A 22,200-nucleotide genomic window follows, 5' to 3' on the forward strand; every position below is an offset into this window, starting at 1 on the left:
ACTCCCTCGTCTTCAGTTCGCGATTCGCCTGCTCTTCACGATCAGGAATGTGACCGCTCGCACATTTTTTGTGACTCGATGAGTATCAGTGCAGATTCTTGGCACGACAATGACAAATCTCGCACCATATAGGTGCAAAAATGCAGATATGAATCTCGGACTGAGCCCGGATGACCTGCTGGTGCTACTCGCGGTCGGTCGCACCGGTCGCTTCAACACCGCCGCCGACGACTTGGGCCTCAATCACACCACTATCTCGCGCCGCATCGCCTCGCTCGAGAAGAGCCTCGGCGGCCGTGTCCTGGTTCGCTCATCCGGCGGCTGGGAGTTGACCGACCTGGGCAGACAAGCCCTCAGCGCAGCCGAGCGCATCGAGGCCGCAGTGAACGAACTGGCACTCGACTCCACCGGTCAGCAGCAACTCGACGGCGTCGTGCGGGTCTCGGCCACCGACGGCTTCAGCGCCTACATCGCGGCCCCCGCCGGCGCAGCGGTTCGCAGACGCCATCCCCGTGTCAGCGTGGAGATAGTTGTCGCAACCAGAAAGGCGTCACAGATACGCTCGGGGCTCGACATCGAGGTTGTGGTCGGCAAGCCTCAAGTTCACCGCGCCGAGGCAGTCCATCTGGCCGACTATGCGCTGGGTTTGTACGCATCCCGAGACTATCTACGTCAGAATGCTGTTCCCGAGAGTGCCGCAGATCTGGCCGATCACTCGCTCGTGTACTTCATCGACTCGATGCTGCAGGTCGACGAACTCGATCTGGCTCGCAAGCTCACGGTCTCCATGAGAGAAGCCGTCACGTCCACCAACGTGTTCGTGCACATCGAGGCAACGCGGGCCGGCGCAGGCATCGGCCTGCTCCCCTGCTTCATGGCCGAGCAGCACGACGATTTGATTCGCGTGCTACCGGCTCACATCGAGGTCAGACTTTCCTACTGGTTGGTGGCCCGTTCGGAATCTCTGCGACGCCCGGAAGTGGCAGCTGTGGTGACGACTCTCCGAGAGACTGTGGATCGCAAGCGATCTCAACTACTCGGCTCGCCCCCGGCGAACGAAGCGCTCAGTCGAGAGTCGAACGATGCTGAACGATGACTTTGCGTGCCAACTCGGCGATCTTGACGTTCATGTTCTGTGAGGTTCGCACCAGGATGTCGAAGGCCTCGTCGTCGGACACACGATGTAGTCCCATCAATAGACCAACTGCCTGACCGATTTCTCGGCTGCTGGCCAGACCGCGCCGCAGCGAATCGGCATCCTCGCCTCGCGTGAGCGCGGTGACTGCCACGGACGCAAACGACGCCAACATGATCGCGTGGTCGGCAGCGGATTCCGTGAAAGCCCCCGGAGTATCCGAGAAGAGGTTGAGGGCACCGAACTTCTGACGATCGACCATCAGTCGGAACCCCATCGATCCGCGAATGGGTGTCTCCGCCACTACTTTCCGAGCGAATTCAGGCCACTGACTCGGTGTGCGAAGGTCCGACTCGAGTTGCGGCGCCTCCGTGTCGAGGGCGTCGATGCACGGCCCCTCCCCCGTGGCCCGCTCGAGATCGTCTGCGTGCTCGGCAATCTCGTCGCTTGCCGCTACCGTGACGTTGGTGTTTCCTCGTCGCAGCATCAGGCTTGCGTGATCGCAACCGGGAATCAACTCGACAGCCGCCGAACAAATCGCGGAGTACACCTCGGCGCTCTCTGTTGCGGAGTACAGGATCTCCGCCAACGCCGCGAACACTGCCTTGGGATCTGTCAGTGCTTGGTCGCGCTCAGCCATCTCCATACACCTCGGGGTCTACCGTTCATCGAATTCTTCATCGAACGGTACAAACCTTACTTACTCGAGCGGATGGGGTCGCCGCCGCTCGCCGATTCCCGGCCGTCCGTCCCCTGAAAAGCTTCCGTGGCTGCGCGGTGATGCAGAGCGGTCACGGTGGTGATCTGCTTGGACACCAGGTCGTTGAGCTCGCGGTACTGTTCCTCCGTCTCCCCGGCCGGAATGTCTCGCAGGACCTCCCACATCGCGCTCTTGCCACACAGAGCGGTCCGCATGATCTCGAGTGTTGCCAACTTCACGAGGCGGTTGCGCCAGATGGCGTCGACGTGGACGAGACGTCTGATCCGATTGACCGTCGCGTCGATCTTCGAGTACCGCGGCAGCGATATGCCCTGCGTGTCCTCGATCAGTTGGAGCAGCTGTTCGATCTCGTACTCGAGCTCGCCCGGCAACGAATCCAGCTCACCGTCAGCCCAGACGCCGTACGAGTCCGAGAGCGACCGCGAGAGCTGCAGCCCCACCATCGCCCCGCACAGATGAGTGACGAGATAGCCGGTAGCTATGTGTTCCTCAGCAGATCGCGACCGATTACCGAACATTGGGATCCTCCTGGGCGACGCTCGACCGGTCTGTGCTGACACGGGTGGTGATTCGACACCCGTCTACCCACGGCGGACCGAGAACAAACGACAGGCGACTCAAACCCGATCCGGCACCACGACGACAGGCTCGAGGATCTCGGCCCTCGACTCCGGCGCTGCGGCGCGCAAGGCATCGGCCGACTCGTCGTCCGGTTGGGTCTGAGACTCGATTTCCGCTTCGACGCGCGCTCGATACGTGTCGACCTCGCGTTCGACGGTGGCGGCATCCCAACCGAGAATCGGGGCCACCAAGCCGGCGACCTGCTGCGCGCAGTTGACACCGCGATGCGGATATTCGATGGCGATGCGCATGCGGCGGGCCAGGATGTCGTCGAGGTGCAGTGCCCCCTCGGCTGCAGCCGCGTACACAGCTTCGACCTGAAGGTAGTCAGGCGCATCCGTGATGGGCTGCAACAACTCCGGCGTCTGCCGGCCGAGTTCGAGGACCTCGGTGATGAGCGACCCGTACCGGTCGAGCAGGTGCTTGACGCGATACGGATGCAATCCGTACTGCTCACCCAATTGCATCGTCTGGTTGACCAGTGCGAAGTATCCGTCGGCACCGACGAGCGGTACCTTCTCCGTGATCGACGACGCCACTCGCGCCGGAATGTCTTCTGCAGCCACGTCGACGGCGTCTTCCGCCATCACCCGATACGTCGTGTACTTTCCTCCGGCGATGGCGACCAGGCCGGGAGCCACCCGGGCGACAGCGTGCTCGCGCGAAAGCTTCGACGTCTCGTCGCTTTCACCGGCGAGCAGCGGACGCAGACCGGCGTACACACCGTCGATGTCGGCGTGCGTCAACGGCGTGACCAGGACGGAGTTCACATGACCGAGGATGTAGTCGATATCTGCTTTGGTTGCCGCGGGGTGGGCGAGATCCAAGTTCCAGTCGGTGTCGGTGGTTCCGATGATCCAGTGACTGCCCCAGGGAATGACGAACAGCACCGACTTCTCGGTACGCAGGATGATGGCGGCTTCACTGACGATGCGATCGCGCGGGACGACGATGTGTACGCCCTTCGAGGCCCGCACCCGGAACCGTCCGCGCTGACGTGAGAGCGCTTGGATCTCGTCCGTCCAGACACCGGTCGCGTTGATGACGACATGCCCCTTGACCTCGGCGGTACGTCCGTCTTCGCAGTCGCGAACACGAACTCCCGAGACCCGGTCCGCCTCGCGCAGAAAGCCCACGACCTGCGTCGACGTTCGCACGACTGCGCCGTAATGTGCAGCGGTGCGTGCGACGGTCATGGTGTGCCGAGCATCGTCGACGACCGTGTCGTAGTACTGGATGCCACCGGTCAGCGAACTGCGTTTGAGGCTCGGCGACATGCGCAGCGCGCCCGCCCGGGTCAGGTGCTTCTGGGAGGGGACCGACTTTGCGCCACCCATCCGGTCGTAGAGGAAGATTCCCGCGGCCATGTACGGGCGTTCCCACACGCGGTGAGCCAAGGGGAAGAGGAACTTCAGGGGCTTGACCAGGTGCGGCGCCAGCGTGGTCAGCGAGAGTTCGCGCTCACGCAACGCCTCACGAACGAGGCCGAATTCGAGTTGCTCGAGATAGCGGAGACCGCCGTGGAACATCTTCGACGAGCGACTGGACGTGCCGGATGCGTAGTCACGGGCCTCGACCAACGCAACCTTGAGTCCGCGGGTTGCCGCATCGAGAGCAGCTCCGACACCGACCACACCGCCACCGACCACGACGACGTCGAATTGCTCGGTCTGAAGTTGTTCCCAAGCAGCTTCACGCTGCTGCGGGCCGAGAAACTGCGCACCTTGCTGCTTACTCAACCCGGTCTCCTGTAAGTCGACGACGAATCCGTTTACAGGCTAGTAGCTTGATCCACATACTGCGACAGCGCACGGATTACTGCGAACGCGCCCGAACCTAGGAGCACAGTGAATCAATACATCGCCGCCATCGACCAAGGCACGACGTCGAGCCGCTGCATGATCTTCGATCACGACGGCGCTGTGGTGAGCGTTGCGCAGAAAGAACACGAACAGATTTTCCCGCGCGCCGGTTGGGTCGAGCACGACCCGGTGGCGCTGTGGATCAACACCCGGGAGGTGGTCGCCGGAGCGCTCGCGAAGGTCGATCTCACGCGCGCCGACATCGCTGCCGTCGGAATCACGAATCAGCGTGAGACGACCGTCGTTTGGGAGCGTTCGACGGGCAAGCCGGTCTACAACGCGATCGTGTGGCAGGACACGCGCACCGATCAACTGTGCGTCGAGCTGGGCGCAGACGAAGGGCCGGACAAGTACCGAGACAAGACCGGACTACCGCTCTCGACCTACTTCGCCGGGCCGAAAATCCGCTGGATTCTCGACAACGTCGACGGAGCGAGAGACAAAGCGGAGGCCGGGGAGCTGTGCTTCGGCACTGTCGACACGTGGATCGTGTGGAACTTGACCGAGGGTGTTCACGTGACAGATGTCACCAATGCGTCACGCACGATGCTCATGGATCTCGAGACCCTCCAGTGGGACGAATCGATCTGTGCGGACTTCGGAATCCCGATGTCGATGCTCCCGGAAATCCGTAGTTCTTCCGAGGTGTACGGCACCGGCCGCCCTCGCGGCAATCTCGCCGGCGTACCGGTCGCCGGAATTCTCGGTGACCAACAGGCAGCGACCTTCGGTCAGGCCTGCCTCTCCGAGGGTGAAGCCAAGAACACCTACGGCACCGGCAATTTCATGCTCCTCAATACGGGAACGAAGCCGGTTCACAGCAAGCACGGACTGCTGACCACCGTCTGCTACAAACTCGGCGAAGCCCCCGCCGTCTATGCACTCGAAGGTTCCGTCGCGGTGACGGGATCCTTGGTCCAGTGGCTTCGGGACAATCTCGGAATCATTCAGAACGCCAAGGACATCGAGCCGCTCGCCGCAAGTGTCGACGACAACGGCGGCGCCTACTTCGTGCCCGCGTTCTCGGGACTGTTCGCACCTCGGTGGCGACCGGACGCACGCGGCGTCATCGTCGGCCTGACGCGCTTCGTCAACAAGGGACACCTTGCCCGCGCGGCACTCGAGGCGACGGCATACCAAACCCGCGAGGTCATCGACGCCATGCGTGCGGATTCAGGCGTCGAACTGTCCGCCCTGAAGGTCGACGGCGGCATGGTGGTCAACGAAACCCTGATGCAGTTCCAGTCGGACATCCTCGGAGTTCCCGTCATCCGCCCGGTGGTCAACGAAACAACAGCACTCGGTGCTGCATACGCAGCGGGCCTTGCCATCGGCTATTGGGCGGACACCGAAGACATCCGCAACAACTGGGCCGTCGGCAAGACGTGGGAACCGGCGATGAACGAGTCCGAACGGGCACGGCTGTACGCGGAGTGGAACAAGGCCGTCGAGCGGACGTACAACTGGTCCGCATAATCACCCCGATCCTTCCATACCGGAAGAGCTGATCATGGTCGCCTATTGATACTCCTGAGGTATCAATAGGCGACCAAGTTGGTATTGGACGTGACCTACACCACTCTGCGAATCTCATTCAGGCACGCCACGTTTCGGCGCCGCGAATGTTGCAGAGAAAGGTCGCCACGCATGAGTTCACCCACTCGCAGTTCCGAGGAGATCAACGCCAAGGCGCGAAGAGCCGGTATCGCTTCGTTCATCGGAACCACTATCGAGTGGTACGACTTCTACATCTACGGCACTGCCGCTGCCCTGGTATTCGGCGACATCTTCTTCTCCGACACTCTCCCGAACGGAGTCGGAACGCTCCTCGCCTTCATCACTCTGTGGGCAGGCTTCCTCGCCCGGCCGATCGGCGGGATCATCTTCGGACACCTCGGCGACCGAATCGGACGCAAGAACACTCTGGTCATCACCTTGATGATGATGGGCGTCGCCACCGTCGGCATCGGACTCCTTCCCACCTATGCACAGGTAGGGATCTGGGCGCCGATCGGCCTGGTCACCCTTCGCGTCATCCAGGGAGTCGCGGTCGGTGGCGAATGGGGCGGCGCAGTGCTCATCGCCAGCGAGAACGCACCGAAGGGCAAGAGCATCCTCTACTCCGCGTTCGCTCAACAAGGCTCCCCCGCGGGAAATCTGTTGGCCACCATCGCATTCTTCCTGCTGTCTTCGATGCCGACGCCGTCATTCCTCCTCTACGGCTGGCGAATCCCATTTCTCGTTTCGGCAGGCCTGGTCATTCTCGGGATGATCATTCGCCTCAAACTCGAAGAGTCCGACGAGATGAAAGCCGTTCTCGCCCGCAAGAAGGTCGTCAAACTTCCGCTCGCCGAAGTGTTGCGCAAGCATTGGGTACTGGTTCTCCTCGGCGCCGGCGCACTCCCCCTCGCACAGGTCACCTACTTCAAGAACACCTTCGCATTGTCCTGGGCTACGAAAGAACTCGGATACGACCGAGGAACCTTCCTCGCCGCCATCGCGATCGCGCTTGTCGTGCAGTTCATCGTCCAACCGTTCGGCGCCGTCCTGGTCTCCAAGATCGACATGCGAAAAGCCATGTGTCTGATGGTGATACCGGAGTTCGTTCTCATGCCCGCGATGTTCTTCGCCATCAGAACCGGGAACTTCACCATTGCAGTCGTCGCGATGTGTCTGGCCACGATCCCGCACTCGATGTTCTACGGCGCGATCGCCGGCGTTCTCGCTCGGGCCTTCCCCGCCAACATCCGTTACACCGGCCTGTCGACGGCGTACCAACTGTGTTCCCTCATCGTCGGCGGCGGAACTCCGGTACTGGCGCAGTGGATGCTCAACACCTCCGGCAACATCGTCGGGGTCGCGATCGTGTCCGGGCTGTACGCACTTGTCTCGCTGATCTGCACCCTTCTCCTGCTCCGCCGTACCGGATACAACGCAAGCGAACTCTCGACGGCCGAGCAGGCGGATTACGACGAACTCGAACTCGAGAACACCCTTGCCGAAACTGCGAACTCGTCGAAATCCGAAGCGGGTGAAATTCCTTCAGGTCGGGCAACCGTCTAAGCCAGGGACGGCAGCGCCTGCTCGGACAATTTCAACACTTCGAGAAGAGCAGGTCTGTCGTCTCCCTCTCGCCAGGCGATACGCAGTTGAAGAGGAGGAGGTGGATCCATGACGGGAACAAAGACCACATCCGGGTTCACGATGCTCTGGGCTACCGAGGAAATGGTCAACGAGCATCCGATTTCCGCGGACACCAGCGCGATCAACGACATCGAATCCGGTGCCGTCTGCACGATTCGGGCGAGGAACCCTGCGTTCTTCGACGCGGTGAGCAGAGATTCCCGCAGAATCGACCCCGGTTCCGCCGGAAGCGTCACCCAATTCTCGGACTCCAATTCGATCAACCGAACCGAGTCCCTCGACGCCAACGGGTGGTCTTTCGACATGGCAACCAAAAAGTCCTCCTCAGCGATCAGCCTCGACGTGATCCCGAGCGGTGGGACGGTCCACCGCACCATCCCGATGTCGAGTCGTCGATCGAGCAGCATCAACAACGCCTCGTTCGCGAAAGCGGAACTGTCGAGCACGAATTCGATACCGGGATTGGTCTTTCTCACCAATTTCGCCCACCGCCCGACGAGCAGATGCGACGAGGTACCCGCAAAACCCAGGCGAACGCGACCTGTCGTTCCCTTGCCTGCCGCGGACACCGCGATCTCGGCCATCCGGCACGCGTCCAGTATCTCGCGCGCCGGAAGCAGCAGCGCTTCGCCGGCAGCAGTCAACCGCACGGTTCGAGTACTTCGATCGAACAACGGCGAACCGAGCTGTTTCTCGAATTGCCTGATCGTTCGACTCAGTGGAGGTTGCGCAATCCGAAGCCGCTGCGCCGCACGGCCGAAATGTAGCTCCTCAGCCACCGCGAGAAATGCGTTGATCTGATGAATTTCCACCCGACATTGTTGCGCCACGCCGGCCGACCCTGTCAAGTTTCCGAAACCGACCGAGTGCGCGAGAGAACAAGAAGAGGTACACACGTGGACAAGACCCTCTCGATGAAAGAGGCCATCGGTCGATACGTCGGAGACGGCATGACTGTTGCGCTGGAGGGATTTTCGCATCTCATCCCCTTTGCCGCGGCACACGAGATCATCCGGCAGGGCAGGAAGGACCTCACGCTGTGCCGAATGACGCCGGACATCGTTTCCGATCAGCTCGTCGCCGCCGGCTGCGTCCGAAAGCTGGTTGCATCGTTCTTCGCCAGCGGGTCCGCGGGGTCTCTGTACGAGTTACGCAGACGCATCGAGAACCAGGACCCGCTCCCCCTCGAGGTCGAGGAATACAGCCACTACGGCATGGTCTGCCGGTATCAGGCTGGAGCCGCCAGGCTTCCTTTCTTCCCTCTACGGTCGTACGCCGGGAGTGATCTGCCCGCGCTCAACCCGCAACTGAGACTCGTCGACGACCCGTACGGCGGCGGGAGCGTCTACGTCGTGCCGCCACTGAATCCGGATGTGACGATCATCGGTGCACAGCGGGCGGATTCGTCTGGGAACGCACAGATCTGGGGCATCGCCGGTGTGCAGCAAGAAGCCGTGTACGCCGCGAAGAAGGCGATCGTCGTTGTCGAAGAACTGGTCGACGACGAGGTCATCAGGTCCGACCCCAGCCGAACTCTGATTCCCTCGCACGCGGTCGACGCGGTTGTCGTCTGCCCGCGCGGCGCGCACCCGTCGTACGCACAGGGATACTACGACCGCGATTGCGGCTTCTACCGACGCTGGACCGAAATCTCCAAAGATCCTTCACGGCTGAGAGATTGGCTCGACGATTGGGTGTACGCACTCGACAGTCACAGCGAGTATCTCACCAAACTCGGAGCAGACTACTGGACCGATCTCGAAGTCGGATCAAAACTTTCCACACCTGTCGACTACGGGAGCAGACTATGACCACCACGATCGACACCGGGGCTGCCACCTCCACCGAGACCATCGTCGCCGTCGCGGCACGCGAATTGGCCGGTAAGCGCCGAGTCTTTGCCGGAGTTGGGCTACCCACGCTCGCAGTCGATCTCGCGAGGCACACGTCGAATCCGGACGTCGAGCTGATCTACGAGTCCGGGGTGTGCGGCGCGCACCCGTCAGCCATGGCCGAGGGTATCGCCGACTCCGTGGTTGTCTCCGGTGCCGAATCCGTGCTGAGCATGGCCGCGCTCTTCGGCTATGTCCTGCAAGGTGGCAACGTCGACGTCGGATTTCTCGGGGCCGCTCAAATCGATCGAACGGGCAGTCTGAACACGAGTTTCATCGGTGACTGGAAGAATCCGACGGTCAGACTGCCCGGGGCGGGCGGGGCTGTCGAGATCATCGCGAACGCCGCCGAAATCTTCGTCGTGATGCGTCGCCACGACCTCAGTTCCTTTCCGGCCGAGCTCGACTTCTGCACCTCGCCAAGCCCCGCCCGCGCCCTCGCCAGCGGAAAGGGCATCATGCCGGCAGGTACAGGAGTGAGAAAGGTATTCACCAACCTCGGCGTCCTGACACACCAGGGCCCCGGCGGCGAACTGGAGTTGACCAGCGTCCACGAGGGAATCTCTGTCGATCAGGTACGGGAGTCGACGGGATGGGACCTGGCCGTCGCCGACCATGTCACCGTCACCACCCCACTGTCGAGCACGGAGATCGATCTGCTCCGCAACACGATCGACAAGGTCAGGCTGTACCTGCGCTGACACTGTCCCGGAGCCTGCCGACGGCATCGACCAGCACGGCTTCGGGATACGTCGCGAAACACAGTCGAGCGCTTCGGCTGAGGTCCGCTTCGACTGCGAACGCCGAACCTGGGACAAAAGCGACTCCGTATTTCAGTGCCACCCCCAGGAGTTCGGTGGTATCGACGTCGTCGAGAAAATCCATCCAGCAGAACATGCCGCCGCGGACCTCGGAAAAGCGTGCACGACCATCCAATTCCGTCTCGGCGGCTGTGACCATTGCCTTCGCTCTGGCTCCGTACCCCGCCCGGAGCTTGTCGAGATGCGCGTCGAACCACTCGCGGTCGGAGAAGAGGTCAGCGGCGATCTGCTGGGTGAGCGAAGAACCGCACAGATCAGCGCCTTGCTTGATCAGTTCGACGGCCTCACAGACTCGCCGATCGCCGTGCAGCCAGCCGACGCGCAGCGCCGGCGCCAACACCTTGGAGGCACTGGACAGCCGAATCACCCTGTCCGACAGTGCAGCCAGCGGCGCGGGCGGTTGGTCGCCGAAGTACAGCTCGCCGTACGGGTCGTCCTCGAGAACCCAGAATCCGTATCGGTCGGCCAGTGCGGCCAGGTGCGTTCGGCGCTGCGCGGAGAGCACCGCGCCGCGCGGGTTGTGGAAATTGCTCACGGTGTGAACAACTTTGGGCCGAAGACCGGCGTCGAGTTTCGCCTCGAGCGCGGCAATGTCCATCCCGTCCTCGTCCAGCCGGACCGGAACGAGACGGGCCTGCGCCGTCCGAAAGACCTGCAGCGCACCGGTATACGCCGGTTCCTCCACGACAACGACGTCACCGACATCGAGGAGCACCTGCGCGAGCAAGCTCAAACCTTGCTGAGAACCGTGGGTGATCACAACTTCGGACGCGTCGAGTGATCGCCCGATTTTCGTGGATTCGCGCTCGGCGATCACCTCACGGAGGCGCCGCAGGCCGGAGGTCTCGCCGTACTGGACGGACGAGGGGTCACCGAGTGCGTCGTGCGCCGCCTTCGAGATTCGTTCCCGCGGAATGAAATCGGGGTCAGGTAGCCCGCCGGCCAAACTGATGACGTCGGGTCGGGCAGTCAGGGTGAGTAGATCGCGAATTGCAGAACTACGGAGTCCGTCCATACGAGCGGACAGCGCGGCGTGTGTCATGTGAAGCTCCCGGGCACGCAGAATGAAGGTCAGAGGAAAAACACCCTGAGCCGTCCTGGGTCAACGGGGCGGGAGAGCGCCGAGATACCGACCCTTGATTCGGTCGGTATCTCGACTATCGCACCAATACTTCAGTATGTGAAACAGAGTTCTCACATTGTAAGAAAATTCTGGTCGGTTGTCAGTCCAGGTCGTCGTGACGCATGAGCTGACGAGCAGCTTCGGTGATCGACCCGGTCAACGACGGGTACACCGAGAACGTCTGAGCCAGGTCGTTGACCGTCAAGTTGTTCTGCACGGCGATCGCTATCGGCAGGATCAGTTCCGAAGCGGTGGGTGCGACCACAACACCGCCGATAACCACGCCGGTAGCCGGGCGGCAGAAGATTTTCACGAAACCGCGACGCAAACCGGACATCTTGGCACGCGGGTTGGTGTTGAGCGGCAACATGACGGTGCGAGCAGGCACCTCTCCGTTGTCGATCGCCGCCTGCGAAACACCCACCGTTGCAATTTCGGGGCGCGTGAAGACGGCCGACGCGACAGTCTTCAGCTTGATCGGGCTGACGCCTTCACCGAGCGCGTGGTACATCGCGATGCGTCCCTGCATCGCAGCCACCGAGGCGAGCGGAAGCAGCCCGGTGCAGTCACCGGCTGCGTAGATTCCGGAAACCGTGGTGCGCGAAACCCGGTCGACACGCAGGTATCCACCCTTGTCCAGCTCGATGCCGACCCGTTCCAGGCCGAGACCGTTGGTGTTGGGGACGGAACCGACGGTCATCAAAGCGTGGCTTCCTTCGACCGTGCGGCCGTCGGAGAGCTTGACGACGATGCCCTTCTCGGTGCGCTCGACGGCGTCCGCGCGGGCGTGCTTGACGAGGGAGACCCCGCGCTCGGCGAGGGCGTCCTCGAGCACGAGTGCCGCATCGGCATCCTCGCCGGGCAGAACACGGTCACGACTGGACACGAGAGTGACCTTGACGCCCATCTCGGTGTACGCGGAGACGAACTCGGCACCGGTGACACCGGAACCGACCACGACCAGGTGCTCGGGCAGCTCGTCCAAGTCGTAGAGCTGACGCCACGTCATGATTCGCTCACCGTCGGGCTCGGCTCCCGGGATGATGCGGGGGCTGGCGCCGGTGGCGATCAACACGACGTCTGCGTCGATGGTCTTCTGCTCGCCGCTTCCGAGCGTCGCGCGAACCTGGTGCGCCGCCATTCCGAGGAGCGGATCGGTGAGTTCGGCGGTACCGGAGAGAACCTCGACACCAACCGTCTGCAACCGTGCGCGAATGTCCGAGGACTGGGACAACGCGAGACTCTTGACTCGGGAGTGGATCTTCGGCAGTGAAACCGAAGCCTGCTCCGGATCCAAGGTGATGCCGAGATCGGATGCACGACGCATGTCGGTGCGGATTCCGGTGGACGCGATGAATGTCTTCGACGGAACACAGTCGAACAGCACACACGCACCGCCGACGCCGTCCGAATCGACCAGGGTGACCGTGGCCCCGTGCTGCGCGGCTACCAGTGCCGCCTCGTAGCCGGCGGGTCCGCCACCGATGATCACGATCCGGGTCATGTGTCCTCCAAGTCCTCGCGTGGCCGGCAGGGGTCTCCCGTCGACCAGTGTCACGCTATTCGAGCACTACGTGTCGCGCAGTGCTTGTACCAGATTACTTGCGTCCGGTGGTCCGCTTCGCCACACCCTCGGACCACGGTTTAGGCTTGCGCCCGTGTCGATTTATGCCGCTTACGGTTCCAACATGCATCCCGAGCAGATGTTGTTGCGCTGCCCACACTCGCCCATGTCCGGGACAGGGTGGCTGCGAGGCTGGCGCCTGACCTTCAGCGGCGAGGACCTCGGCTGGGAGGGCGCTCTCGCCACCGTCGTCGAAGATCCTGACTCCAGTGTTTTCGTGGTTCTCTACGACGTCCCGGAAGAGGACGAAGTAAGTCTGGACCGCTGGGAAGGCGCCGAACTGGGTCTGCACCGCAAGATCCGAGTGCGGGTCGACACGGCCGGCGATGCAGTCCTCGCGTGGCTCTATGTCATGGATGCGTACGAAGGCGGACTGCCGTCCGCCCGCTACATCGGCGTGATGGCCGACGCTGCCGAGATTGCCGGAGCGCCGGCCGAGTATGTACGAGAGTTGCGGACGCGAAACAGCCGCAATGTTGGTCCGGGTAACGGAGTTACCGACTAGCCGGATACTCGGCTCAAAGCAGCAGGAAATACGCGAGCACTGCGAGTGCCGCGAGCACGACCACAATCGCGACTCCGACGAGAATGCGCTTCGAACCGCGCGACGCCGATTCGCCTGCGACAACTGCAGTTTCCGGCTCGGCTGTTGCCACCCCGGCTGCAGTTTCAGCCGCCACCTTCTCGCGTCCCAGAGTGTCGAACACCTCGGTCACGTCGTGTGAAGGCGGCAACCCGATCGGCACGATCGTGTGCGACGTCGAGGTGAATCCGGCAGCGAGGATCGCAGCTCCCAGCGCGGCCGACTGCTCAGGTCCGGGGCCGAGTTCACATCTGACACCGAGCTTTTCGGCAATCCCGGCAGCTATGGACATCATTGCTGCTTTGTCCGTCGCCGGTTCTCCGTCACCGGTGACGACCACGGCGTCCAGGTTCTCCGGCATCCAGCCGAACGCACCCAGTGCCGTCGCGAGGCGTGAACTCGGCGAACTCCCGTCGCCGGCAAAGCCGAATGCGCGGCCCGCGGCGACACCCGAACGCACCAGCGTGACCGCTGCTCCGGTGTCGTCCACGTGATAGATGCCGATGAGCGTGCCGGCGAGCGCCGCGATTTCCGACTCGAACCACGCCGAAACCGCCTCGGCATCCGAGACGAGTGTGACTCGTTCGAGGCCCGCGTAGACGAGAGAATCCTGCATGAGGGCGGCAGTGGACGAGTCCCAGCGCGACGGGTATGTGGCGACGATGTCGGGGGCTCCCCCGCTCCGGCCACCGCGATCAGGCAGCGGCTCACATTCCTGCAACAGACAGCGAATCGAGGTCGCCACCAAATCCTCGGCGCGGTAACGAGTATCGGCTGTTCCTGCGACGCCACTCGGGTCCCCGACGCGACCGACAAAACCAGACCAGCTCTCGGCGAACTCACGACCGGCACCCAGTTGCTCGGTGCCACCGAGCACCGTCGTTCCGTCCTTGCGTTGATTGAGGATCGTGTCCCGAACCAACACCACCGGATCGGCCGAACCCGGATCGTTCGACGCAACGACAGCCGTCGACACCAATGTGCCGATTCGCACTCCCACACCTATGGACATGCCCGTACCTTCACTCGAACGAACGAAAAACGGTACCCCCGACGGGAACCGGAACTATCCCAGAACCAGGCTCGTGAGAACCTTCACACCGACGCCGAGTGCACGCTCGTCGAGATCGAAAGTGGGTTGGTGGATGTCGAGCTGATCGCCTTCACCCGACCACACGCCGAGCCGCGCCATGGCACCCGGCACGGTTTCGAGGTACCACGAAAAGTCTTCGCCACCACCGGATTGCGGGGTGTCCGCCAGAGCATCTTGTCCGACGGTCGCGATGGCGTCCTCGAACATCCGGGTGGACACCTCGTCGTTGACGACCGGTGGCACTCCGCGACGATAGTTGAGTTGGTAGCGGACGCCGGTGGGTGCGAGCAGTCCGTGGACGATTTCTTCCACGAGCGGTTCGAGCAACTCCCACGTGTCGTGATCGCCGGTACGTACCGTGCCCGTCATCATGCCGGTCTGCGGAATCGCGTTGGGCGCCTGACCTGCACTGACCGCGCCCCACACCATGACGGTGCCGGTACGCGGATCGATACGACGGCTGAGCATTCCAGGCAGTCCGGTCACGACTGTGCCGAGTGCGTAGATCAGATCCGTGGTCAGGTGCGGCCTCGACGTGTGCCCGCCCGGAGAATCGAGGACGACCTCGATGGTGTCTGCAGCAGAGGTAATCGCGCCCAGACGCATGCCCACCTGGCCTGCCTCGAGTCGCGGATCGCAGTGCAGAGCAAAGATTCTGGACACACCGTCGAGCGCGCCGGCCGCGATGACGTCGAGCGCTCCGCCTGGCATGACTTCCTCGGCGGGCTGGAAGATCAGCCGAACCCCGACGGGAAGTTCGGGCAGCGTGGCCAGAGCCAGTCCGGCGCCGAGCAGGATGGTGGTGTGGGCGTCGTGCCCGCACGCATGGGACACACCGGGGACCGTGGACGAATACGTCGCCCCTGTCGCTTCCTGCATCGGCAAAGCGTCCATGTCGGCGCGGAGTGCGATTCGTGGACCTTCCGGTCCGATGTCGCACGTGAGGCCGGTACCACCGGGAAGGATCTTCGGCGACAGCCCAGCGGCAGTGAGGCGGGTCGCGACGAATTCGGTGGTCGCGTATTCGCGGCGAGCCAACTCCGGGTTGGCATGGATGTGTCGGCGCCACGCGACGAGGTCGTCGGTGTGCGCGTGAATCCACGTATCGATTGCCGCGTTCACCGGCGATCTACCCCTTCCAACAGACGGGCGCGTTGTTCTGGATCGGACGCTACCCGGACAGCAGTGCGGGCCAACGCAATTGCACCGTCGACTACCGCTCGATCTGCGGAGGTGGTGATACACGCCGCCGCGAACTCCGGCTGATGTGTCACTGCCCCCGATGAATCCAAGCCTATGACCGGGTGAATTCCCGGAATCACATTGGTCACATTACCCATATCCGTACTACCCAGCGGACGGGAGCGCTCCCATTCCACCGCCAGTGGCACCCGTCCGAGATCGACGATCTGTTCACGGTACGCCGCCGCCAGCCACGGATCGGGGGTCAACTCGGTGTAAGTGGGCGATACCGTGCGGATTTCGTGGGTGCATCCGGTGCCGAGTGCGCCCGAGGCGAAGCAGGCGTCGGCACGCTCGGACAGATTGGCCAACGACGCGGCCGTCTCGGCACGCAGGTAGTAAAGCAGTTCGGACCGGGCCGGAACGATGTTGGGAGCCGTGCCGCCGTCACTGACGATTCCGTGAATCTGCTGGCCTGGCTGCAGGTGCTGACGCAACAGCCCGACCGCCACCTGAGCGAGCGTCGCCGCGTCGGCGGCATTACGACCGAATTCAGGCGCAGCAGACGCGTGCGCCTCGCGACCGTGATAGCTGACCGCGATGTCCGCCAGGGCCAGGGAGGTGGCACCGATGATGTCGATCGGTCCTGGATGAACCATCATGGCCGCGCCGACGCCGTCGAATGCACCACGCTCGAGCATCAGAACTTTGCCGCCACCGGTTTCCTCCGCCGGAGTACCGATCACCCGGACGGTGATCCCCAGTTCATCGGCCGCGGTAGCCAACGCGATGCCGGCTCCGACCGCGGCTGCGGCAATGATGTTGTGCCCACAGGCATGACCGATCTCGGGCAGCGCGTCGTACTCGGCGCAGATCGCGATGACCAACTCTCCGCTGCCGTAGGTGGCATCGAAAGCCGTCGACAGATCGACGATCCCGCGAGTGACCGCGAAACCGTGCTGCGCCAGCAGGTCCGACACTTTGGCAGCGCTGCGGAACTCTTCGAAGGCGAGTTCCGGGTCGCTGTGAATCGAATGCGACAGCGCAATCAGATCGGCCTCTACAGACCTGACTGCACTGTCGACATTCTGATTCACGCGATCATTGTCTCACCCGAAGGAGAAGTTGCTCTTGTCAGTCACCTGAGCGAGGTCCGCAAGTGCATCGCGGTGGATACCTGCCTTGATTCCCGCCAAGTTCTTGCCGTGAGTCGACGTCAAGGCCGACGCCTTGGCCACTGCTGCCGCGAGCACTCCGTCGCCGTCGACCGTTTCCTGCACGATGCCGGCAGCAAGCGCGTCGGCGCCGCCGAATCGACGCCCCGTCGTCATCGCGTCGACCGCCGTCTGCTTGGGCAGACGACTGTTCAGCAATGCAGACATCCCGACTGTGAACGGCATGTTCAGTCCGACCTCGGGAAGGCAGTAGAAGCCACGGTCCGCGCGCATGATCTGGAAATCGTGCGAGGACGCGAGCATGGCACCGGCGCCGAATGCGTGCCCCTGCACGGCCGCGACCGTGGCCATCGGGAAGGTCAGCAGCCGGCTGTAGATGGTGTGGACCTTGTCCAGGTAGCCGGGAAGACCGTCGAGATTGCCGAAGATCCACGTCGTGTCCAGGCCGTTCGTGTAGAACTTGCCCGTCGCCGTGGTCACCAGGGCTGCCGGCCCCTCGTGCGCTTCGACCTCGTCCAGCTTGCTGTGAACAGCGTCGATCCACTCGGGGCCGAAGCGGTTCTCGTTGTCCGTTTCGCCCTCGTTGCCGAGGTACAGGATGAATACGTCGCCGTCGCGTTCGAGATAAGGCATGGATGGGAGAGTAACGCCCGCCAACTCACCCGGCGAACCGACCCGACTCCTCAGTAGGGTTGCTCACATGGGAACGATCGCCGAGGCCGCCGCCGCTGCTCTGTCCGCTATGACGGGTTCTTCGTCACCGTCAGTCGCCATCGTGCTCGGGTCGGGGTGGACCGACGCCGCAGACGTGTTCGGCGATTCCGGTGCGGACGTGACGGCTGAAGTCTCGATGGCCGATCTGCCTGGCTTCGCCCCACCGTCGGCGCTCGGGCACGCGGGCACCATCCGTTCGGTGCGCGTCGGGAACACGGAAGTCCTGCTGCTGCTCGGGCGCGCGCATGCGTACGAGGGCCACGATCTCGCCACCGTCGTCCACCCGGTCCGAACGGCCATCGCTGCCGGCGCCGACACGGTCATCCTCACCAACGCGGCCGGCGGTATTGCTGAAAACTACGCCGTCGGCCAACCGGTGCTGATCAGCGACCATCTGAACCTGACGGCCAGGTCCCCGCTCGTCGGCGCGGAGTTCGTCGACCTGGTCGACGCCTACTCGCCGGAACTGCGCGCGCTGGCTCGCTCGATCGACCCGGACCTTGCCGAGGGTGTTTACGCCGGGCTTCCCGGTCCGCACTACGAGACTCCGGCCGAGATTCGAATGCTTCGTACACTCGGCGCCGATCTGGTCGGCATGTCGACGGTTCACGAGACCATTGCGGCCCGCGCGCTCGGCGCCCGCGTTCTCGGCATCTCGATGGTCACCAACCTGGCCGCCGGAATCACTGGGGCCCCGCTGGACCATCAGGAGGTGCTGGCGGCAGGCAAAGCGTCGGCAGCCCGGATGGGAGTGCTGTTGCGTCAACTGGTCGAGCAACTGTGACACCTACCCACGTCACCGAGTGGATCGACGCCGATCCGGACCCAGTCACCCGCGCAGAGCTGACAGTCCTTTCGGAACATGAACTGGCCGAACGCTTTTCCGCGCCACTGGCGTTCGGCACCGCTGGGCTTCGCGGGCCGGTGCGCGGCGGCCCCAACGGCATGAACCTCGCGGTCGTCATCCGGACCACGGCCGGTCTGGCGGCCTGGCTGACAGCTCGCTGCCAGGGCGGCTCCCGCGTTGTCGTCGGCCGCGACGCCCGGCGCGGTTCCGAGGAATTTGCTCTCGCCGCCGCTGAAGTCATGGCGGCGGCCGGGTTCGAGGTGACCCTGCTCCCCCGTCCGTTGCCGACACCGCTGGTGGCGTTCGCGGTGCGCAGGCTCGGGGCAGCGGCAGGTATCCAGATCACTGCCTCCCACAATCCTGCCGCCGACAACGGTTACAAGGTGTATCTCTCGGGCGGAGCGCAACTCGTCTCCCCCGCCGATCGTGAAATCGAGAGCGAGATCGCCCGCATCGGTAGTGCCGCCGACGTCGCGCGAGCATCGGTGATTCCGGCCGACGATTCTCTGGTCGAGGAGTACATCGCCCGCATCGCGACCCTCCCGCACGGCGACGCCCGCTCGATCCGGATTGCGCTCACGGCAATGCACGGCGTCGGCGGCGAGACTGCGACAGCTGCTCTGCGAGCAGCTGGATTCGAGGACCTGCACGTCGTGGCGGAGCAGTTCGATCCCGACCCCACGTTTCCGACCGTCGAGTTTCCCAATCCCGAAGAGCCCGGCGCCGCAGACCGGCTTCTCGCACTCGCCCGACGTGTCGACGCGGATCTGGCGATCGCACTCGACCCGGATGCCGACCGCTGCGCCGTCGGAGTTCGCGACGGTGATCAGTGGCGCATGCTGCGCGGCGACGAAACCGGGGTGCTTCTGGCCGACCACGTGCTGAGCACGGCGCCCGAAGATTCGTTGGTGGCGACGACGATCGTCTCCTCGACCCTGCTCTCGAAGTTGGCGAGAGCCCGCGGAGCCAGGTTTGCGCAGACACTCACCGGGTTCAAGTGGCTCACGCGTGCCGGCGACGGACTGGTCTACGCCTACGAAGAAGCGATCGGGCACTGCGTCGATCCGGATGTGGTGCGCGACAAGGACGGAATCTCGGCTGCCGTACTGGTGGCCGATCTGGCTGCCACCCTCGCGAGCAGCAACAGAACCCTCTTGGATGTTCTCGACGACTATGCCGTCGAATTCGGACTGCATTGCGGGGACCAAGTATCCCGCCGCGTCGAGGACTCGAGCGACATCACCGAAATGATGAATCGGTTACGCGCCGATCCGCCCGGCCAGCTCGCGGGTGAGCCGGTGACCGTCGAAGACTTGTCCCTGGTTCGCGGCGGTATGCGCACCGACGCAGTGATATTCGACGGACCGTCGATCCGCGTGGTTGTGCGACCGTCCGGCACCGAGCCCAAGCTCAAGTGCTATCTCGAAGTCGTGGTCCCGGTAGCCGACCGCAGCGATCTCGCGAACGCGCGCGAGCAGGCGAAGGCCCGGCTGGCCGAACTCCGAACCTTCGCCCTCTCGCTCTAGCGGGGTCCGAACTGCCGATCGCCGGCGTCACCGAGTCCGGGGACGATGAAAGCGTTCTCGTCGAGTCCGTCGTCGATGCTCGCGATGACCAGACGCACCGGGTGTCCGGAGGCTGCCAGCGCATCGACGCCGGCCGGAGCAGCTACGACGCACACTGCCGTGACATCGGTCGCGCCACGCGCAACCAGCAAGTCGATGGTGTGCACCATCGAACCACCGGTCGCGAGCATCGGATCGAGCACGAATACCGGGATACCGGACAGATCCGCGGGCAGGGATTCGAGGTACGGAACCGGCTGATGTGTCTCTTCGTCACGGGCCATCCCGACAAAGCCAACCCCGGCCGACGGGATCAGTGCGCTGGCTTGTTCGACCATGCCCAGACCCGCGCGCAGCACCGGAACCAGCAAAGGCGGCTTCGCGAGCCGGATGCCCGTCGTCGCTGCTACCGGGGTGTCGACCGGGAACTCCTCGACCTCCGCGTCACGCATGGCCTCGTAGACCAGCATGTGCGTGAGCCTGCGAAGTGCGGAACGAAACGTCGCGTTCTCACTGCGTGCATCACGCATTGTCGTCAAGAGGGCCGCCGCGAGCGGATGGTCGACTACGTGCGTTTGCATGACCATCAGAATAGTTCCTCGGGAACCGAAGCACCCCGCGCGGCGTCCAAGAAGGAGTAAGTGCAACGGGGGGAAGACAAGTTGACAAATCTGGATCTACACACCGAAAGCATCGCGGAGTTCGCCGCGCGGTTGGGCACGGTTGCCGACAACGTCGCGCAAGCTCGACAGGACGCGGCCGGCGGCGATCACACCGCTCTGTCCGCTGTGCTGGGGCTGATCGGCGGAGACTTCGTTCGCGTCGCGGGCCGAGCACAACAAGCGCATGTCGAGGACATCGATCGACTGTCCGCTGTAATTTCCAGTGTCCGGTCGGCCGCCCGCGACGCTCATGCCGTCTATCTCGACTCCGAGGAATCCGTCCGAATGGCTCTCGTCGAAGCCGCACGCTCATGATCGACGTCGACGCTCTCGCACGACCGATCATTGATCTGGTCGACACTGTCGGGACCGGCGTCCTCAGCACAAGTGGACCCGACGTCGGCATCCGAATCGCTTCGGACCTCCTCGAGATCGCCTACCAATTGGGAAGCGCCGCACTGAGCGAACTGGCGTCCACCCAGAGTTCGTCGAATGCTCTCACCGCCGCGGTGACCAAAACCGAGCAGACGCAGACGTCGACGCGAAACCTCGCCGATCGTGGGAGCAACATCGCCCGCGTCGTGGACGAAGCCACAACGTCCGTGTCCGCGGGAATGACCGAACTCGGTGAGATTCTTCAGTCCTTCCTGACGCTCGCCGTCAAGGCCGGGCCGACGCTCGCGACACCGATGGGGCAATTGATGTAGCTGTCGGCCGCGTTGGAGCACCTCGGGCGGGCGGTCTCGGTAGTCGAGCGGGTACGCGGTGAACTGGCCGGGTCGACCGACAAGATGTCCGCGCTGATCCCACCCGTCCCGATACCGGAACCCGCGCCAGGCGCCTCGGGTTCGGCGGGTACTTCCGGTTCCGCAGGTGGTTCGGGTTCCGCTGGTGGTTCCGGTTCCGCAGGCGGTGTAGAGGTTGAACTCCCCGACGGCTCGATCGCGACCGCACCGAACGCCGAGGCCGCTGCCGCCGTACGCAACGCGCTCACTCAACAGGGAGTCCCGTACGCCTGGGGAGGCACGACACCCGGAGTCGGTCTGGATTGCAGCGGGTTGACGCAATGGGCGTACGGCCAAGCCGGAGTCGATATTCCGAGGTTGGCCCAGGAACAAGGAATCGGGAACCAGGTCGATCAGAACAATCTGATGCCGGGCGACCTCGCAGTCTGGGACGGACACGTCGCCATGGTGATCGGCAACGGTCAGATGGTGGAGGCCGGTGACCCTGTCGAAGTCAGTTCCATCCGAACCACGAACAGCGGCATGGGCTTTCACGGCTTCTACCGATCAATAACGCACTATACAGATACTGCCGTCTCAACAGCGCCGACACTCTAAGATCAACCCCATCTGCATAACCTCACAGATCGGACTAGATCGATATGCCCCGGCCATCAACCTTCCCTGTAGTTGCACCTCAGTGTGGGCAGC

The 22,200-nt window shown here is 63.4% G+C and carries 20 protein-coding genes and 1 pseudogene; 10 read left to right on the forward strand and 11 right to left on the reverse strand.

Annotated elements, in window-relative coordinates; genetic code table 11:
* Positions 1-148: 148 nt before the first annotated feature.
* A complete protein-coding gene (locus ACFWEM_RS13655; protein ID WP_378534164.1) occupies positions 149-1,096 on the forward strand; it encodes a LysR family transcriptional regulator in 948 nt (315 codons plus the stop codon).
* Here the strand turns inward: ACFWEM_RS13655 and ACFWEM_RS13660 are convergent.
* From ACFWEM_RS13660 to ACFWEM_RS13670, 3 genes are all read right to left on the reverse strand, one after another.
* Positions 1,065-1,781 (reverse strand): GAF and ANTAR domain-containing protein, encoded by a 717-nt coding sequence (locus ACFWEM_RS13660; RefSeq protein WP_378534166.1) that lies wholly within the window; start codon positions 1,779-1,781, stop codon positions 1,065-1,067. The two genes, ACFWEM_RS13655 and ACFWEM_RS13660, sit on opposite strands and share 32 nt — an antisense overlap.
* Positions 1,782-1,831: 50 nt before the next feature.
* Complete coding sequence (locus tag ACFWEM_RS13665; RefSeq protein ID WP_019747713.1) at positions 1,832-2,374, reverse strand: hypothetical protein; 543 nt, start codon at positions 2,372-2,374, stop codon at positions 1,832-1,834.
* A gap of 99 nt (positions 2,375-2,473) precedes the next feature.
* Complete coding sequence (locus ACFWEM_RS13670; RefSeq protein ID WP_378534168.1) at positions 2,474-4,216, reverse strand: glycerol-3-phosphate dehydrogenase/oxidase; 1,743 nt, start codon at positions 4,214-4,216, stop codon at positions 2,474-2,476.
* A 108-nt stretch (positions 4,217-4,324) separates the two neighbouring features.
* On the opposite strand from ACFWEM_RS13670, the gene glpK reads away from it, so the two are divergent.
* The gene (gene glpK / locus ACFWEM_RS13675) at positions 4,325-5,815 is read left to right on the forward strand and encodes a glycerol kinase GlpK (protein WP_378534170.1); all 1,491 of its coding nucleotides are present in this window, start codon (positions 4,325-4,327) and stop codon (positions 5,813-5,815) included.
* 171 nt (positions 5,816-5,986) lie between these two features.
* Positions 5,987-7,402, forward strand: a complete 1,416-nt coding sequence (locus ACFWEM_RS13680) for an MFS transporter (protein WP_378534172.1) — start codon at positions 5,987-5,989, stop codon at positions 7,400-7,402.
* On the opposite strand, the gene ACFWEM_RS13685 is transcribed toward ACFWEM_RS13680, so the two are convergent.
* The gene (locus ACFWEM_RS13685; protein WP_230812442.1) at positions 7,399-8,295 is read right to left on the reverse strand and encodes a LysR substrate-binding domain-containing protein; all 897 of its coding nucleotides are present in this window, start codon (positions 8,293-8,295) and stop codon (positions 7,399-7,401) included. The two genes, ACFWEM_RS13680 and ACFWEM_RS13685, sit on opposite strands and share 4 nt — an antisense overlap.
* An 84-nt stretch (positions 8,296-8,379) precedes the next feature.
* Here ACFWEM_RS13685 and ACFWEM_RS13690 point away from each other — a divergent pair, with 84 nt between their 5' ends.
* Together ACFWEM_RS13690 and ACFWEM_RS13695 are read left to right on the forward strand one after the other, a co-directional pair.
* Positions 8,380-9,294, forward strand: coding sequence for a CoA transferase subunit A (locus ACFWEM_RS13690; RefSeq protein ID WP_378534174.1), 915 nt, complete (start codon positions 8,380-8,382; stop codon positions 9,292-9,294).
* Positions 9,291-10,076 carry a CoA-transferase subunit beta gene (locus tag ACFWEM_RS13695; RefSeq protein WP_378534176.1) on the forward strand — a complete coding sequence of 262 codons (786 nt, stop codon included), beginning with the start codon at positions 9,291-9,293 and terminating at the stop codon, positions 10,074-10,076. Before ACFWEM_RS13690 ends, ACFWEM_RS13695 begins: the two co-directional genes overlap by 4 nt.
* On the opposite strand, the gene ACFWEM_RS13700 is transcribed toward ACFWEM_RS13695, so the two are convergent.
* A complete protein-coding gene (locus tag ACFWEM_RS13700) occupies positions 10,057-11,238 on the reverse strand; it encodes a PLP-dependent aminotransferase family protein (RefSeq protein ID WP_378534178.1) in 1,182 nt (393 codons plus the stop codon). The two genes, ACFWEM_RS13695 and ACFWEM_RS13700, sit on opposite strands and share 20 nt — an antisense overlap.
* A gap of 181 nt (positions 11,239-11,419) precedes the next feature.
* On the reverse strand, positions 11,420-12,823 hold the full coding sequence (locus tag ACFWEM_RS13705) for an NAD(P)H-quinone dehydrogenase (protein WP_230812434.1): 1,404 nt from the start codon (positions 12,821-12,823) through the stop codon (positions 11,420-11,422).
* Between the two features lie 154 nt (positions 12,824-12,977).
* On the opposite strand from ACFWEM_RS13705, the gene ACFWEM_RS13710 reads away from it, so the two are divergent.
* Positions 12,978-13,448 (forward strand): gamma-glutamylcyclotransferase, encoded by a 471-nt coding sequence (locus tag ACFWEM_RS13710; RefSeq protein WP_003940753.1) that lies wholly within the window; start codon positions 12,978-12,980, stop codon positions 13,446-13,448.
* Between the two features lie 13 nt (positions 13,449-13,461).
* On the opposite strand, the gene ACFWEM_RS13715 is transcribed toward ACFWEM_RS13710, so the two are convergent.
* From ACFWEM_RS13715 to ACFWEM_RS13730, 4 genes are read right to left on the reverse strand one after another with little or no spacing between them, the layout of a single operon-like run.
* The gene (locus ACFWEM_RS13715) at positions 13,462-14,538 is read right to left on the reverse strand and encodes a hypothetical protein (RefSeq protein WP_378447684.1); all 1,077 of its coding nucleotides are present in this window, start codon (positions 14,536-14,538) and stop codon (positions 13,462-13,464) included.
* Positions 14,539-14,592: 54 nt separating this feature from the next.
* Positions 14,593-15,741, reverse strand: a complete 1,149-nt coding sequence (locus ACFWEM_RS13720; RefSeq protein ID WP_003940741.1) for a M20 family metallopeptidase — start codon at positions 15,739-15,741, stop codon at positions 14,593-14,595.
* Positions 15,738-16,898: a M20 family metallopeptidase gene (locus ACFWEM_RS13725; protein ID WP_378534181.1), complete on the reverse strand. Its 1,161-nt coding sequence runs from the start codon at positions 16,896-16,898 to the stop codon at positions 15,738-15,740. Before ACFWEM_RS13725 ends, ACFWEM_RS13720 begins: the two co-directional genes overlap by 4 nt.
* Before the next feature lie 12 nt (positions 16,899-16,910).
* The gene (locus tag ACFWEM_RS13730; protein WP_003940710.1) at positions 16,911-17,609 is read right to left on the reverse strand and encodes an enoyl-CoA hydratase-related protein; all 699 of its coding nucleotides are present in this window, start codon (positions 17,607-17,609) and stop codon (positions 16,911-16,913) included.
* 67 nt (positions 17,610-17,676) lie between these two features.
* Between ACFWEM_RS13730 and ACFWEM_RS13735 the strand changes: the two genes are divergently transcribed.
* Complete coding sequence (locus ACFWEM_RS13735; RefSeq protein WP_378534185.1) at positions 17,677-18,474, forward strand: purine-nucleoside phosphorylase; 798 nt, start codon at positions 17,677-17,679, stop codon at positions 18,472-18,474.
* Positions 18,471-20,063 (forward strand): phospho-sugar mutase, encoded by a 1,593-nt coding sequence (locus ACFWEM_RS13740; protein ID WP_378534187.1) that lies wholly within the window; start codon positions 18,471-18,473, stop codon positions 20,061-20,063. The genes ACFWEM_RS13735 and ACFWEM_RS13740 overlap by 4 nt, the downstream gene beginning before the upstream one ends.
* On the opposite strand, the gene upp is transcribed toward ACFWEM_RS13740, so the two are convergent.
* Positions 20,060-20,683, reverse strand: a complete 624-nt coding sequence (upp, locus tag ACFWEM_RS13745) for a uracil phosphoribosyltransferase (RefSeq protein WP_007727319.1) — start codon at positions 20,681-20,683, stop codon at positions 20,060-20,062. The genes ACFWEM_RS13740 and upp overlap by 4 nt on opposite strands.
* Positions 20,684-20,743: 60 nt before the next feature.
* On the opposite strand from upp, the gene ACFWEM_RS13750 reads away from it, so the two are divergent.
* Positions 20,744-21,079: a type VII secretion target gene (locus ACFWEM_RS13750; protein ID WP_378534190.1), complete on the forward strand. Its 336-nt coding sequence runs from the start codon at positions 20,744-20,746 to the stop codon at positions 21,077-21,079.
* Positions 21,076-22,107, forward strand: a pseudogene (locus tag ACFWEM_RS13755) (C40 family peptidase). The gene ACFWEM_RS13750 and the pseudogene ACFWEM_RS13755 overlap by 4 nt, the downstream one beginning before the upstream one ends.
* Positions 22,108-22,200: the final 93 nt, after the last annotated feature.

It is taken from the genome of Rhodococcus sp. NPDC060176 (genome assembly GCF_042728675.1).
In the GTDB taxonomy this organism is placed as follows: domain Bacteria; phylum Actinomycetota; class Actinomycetes; order Mycobacteriales; family Mycobacteriaceae; genus Rhodococcus_F.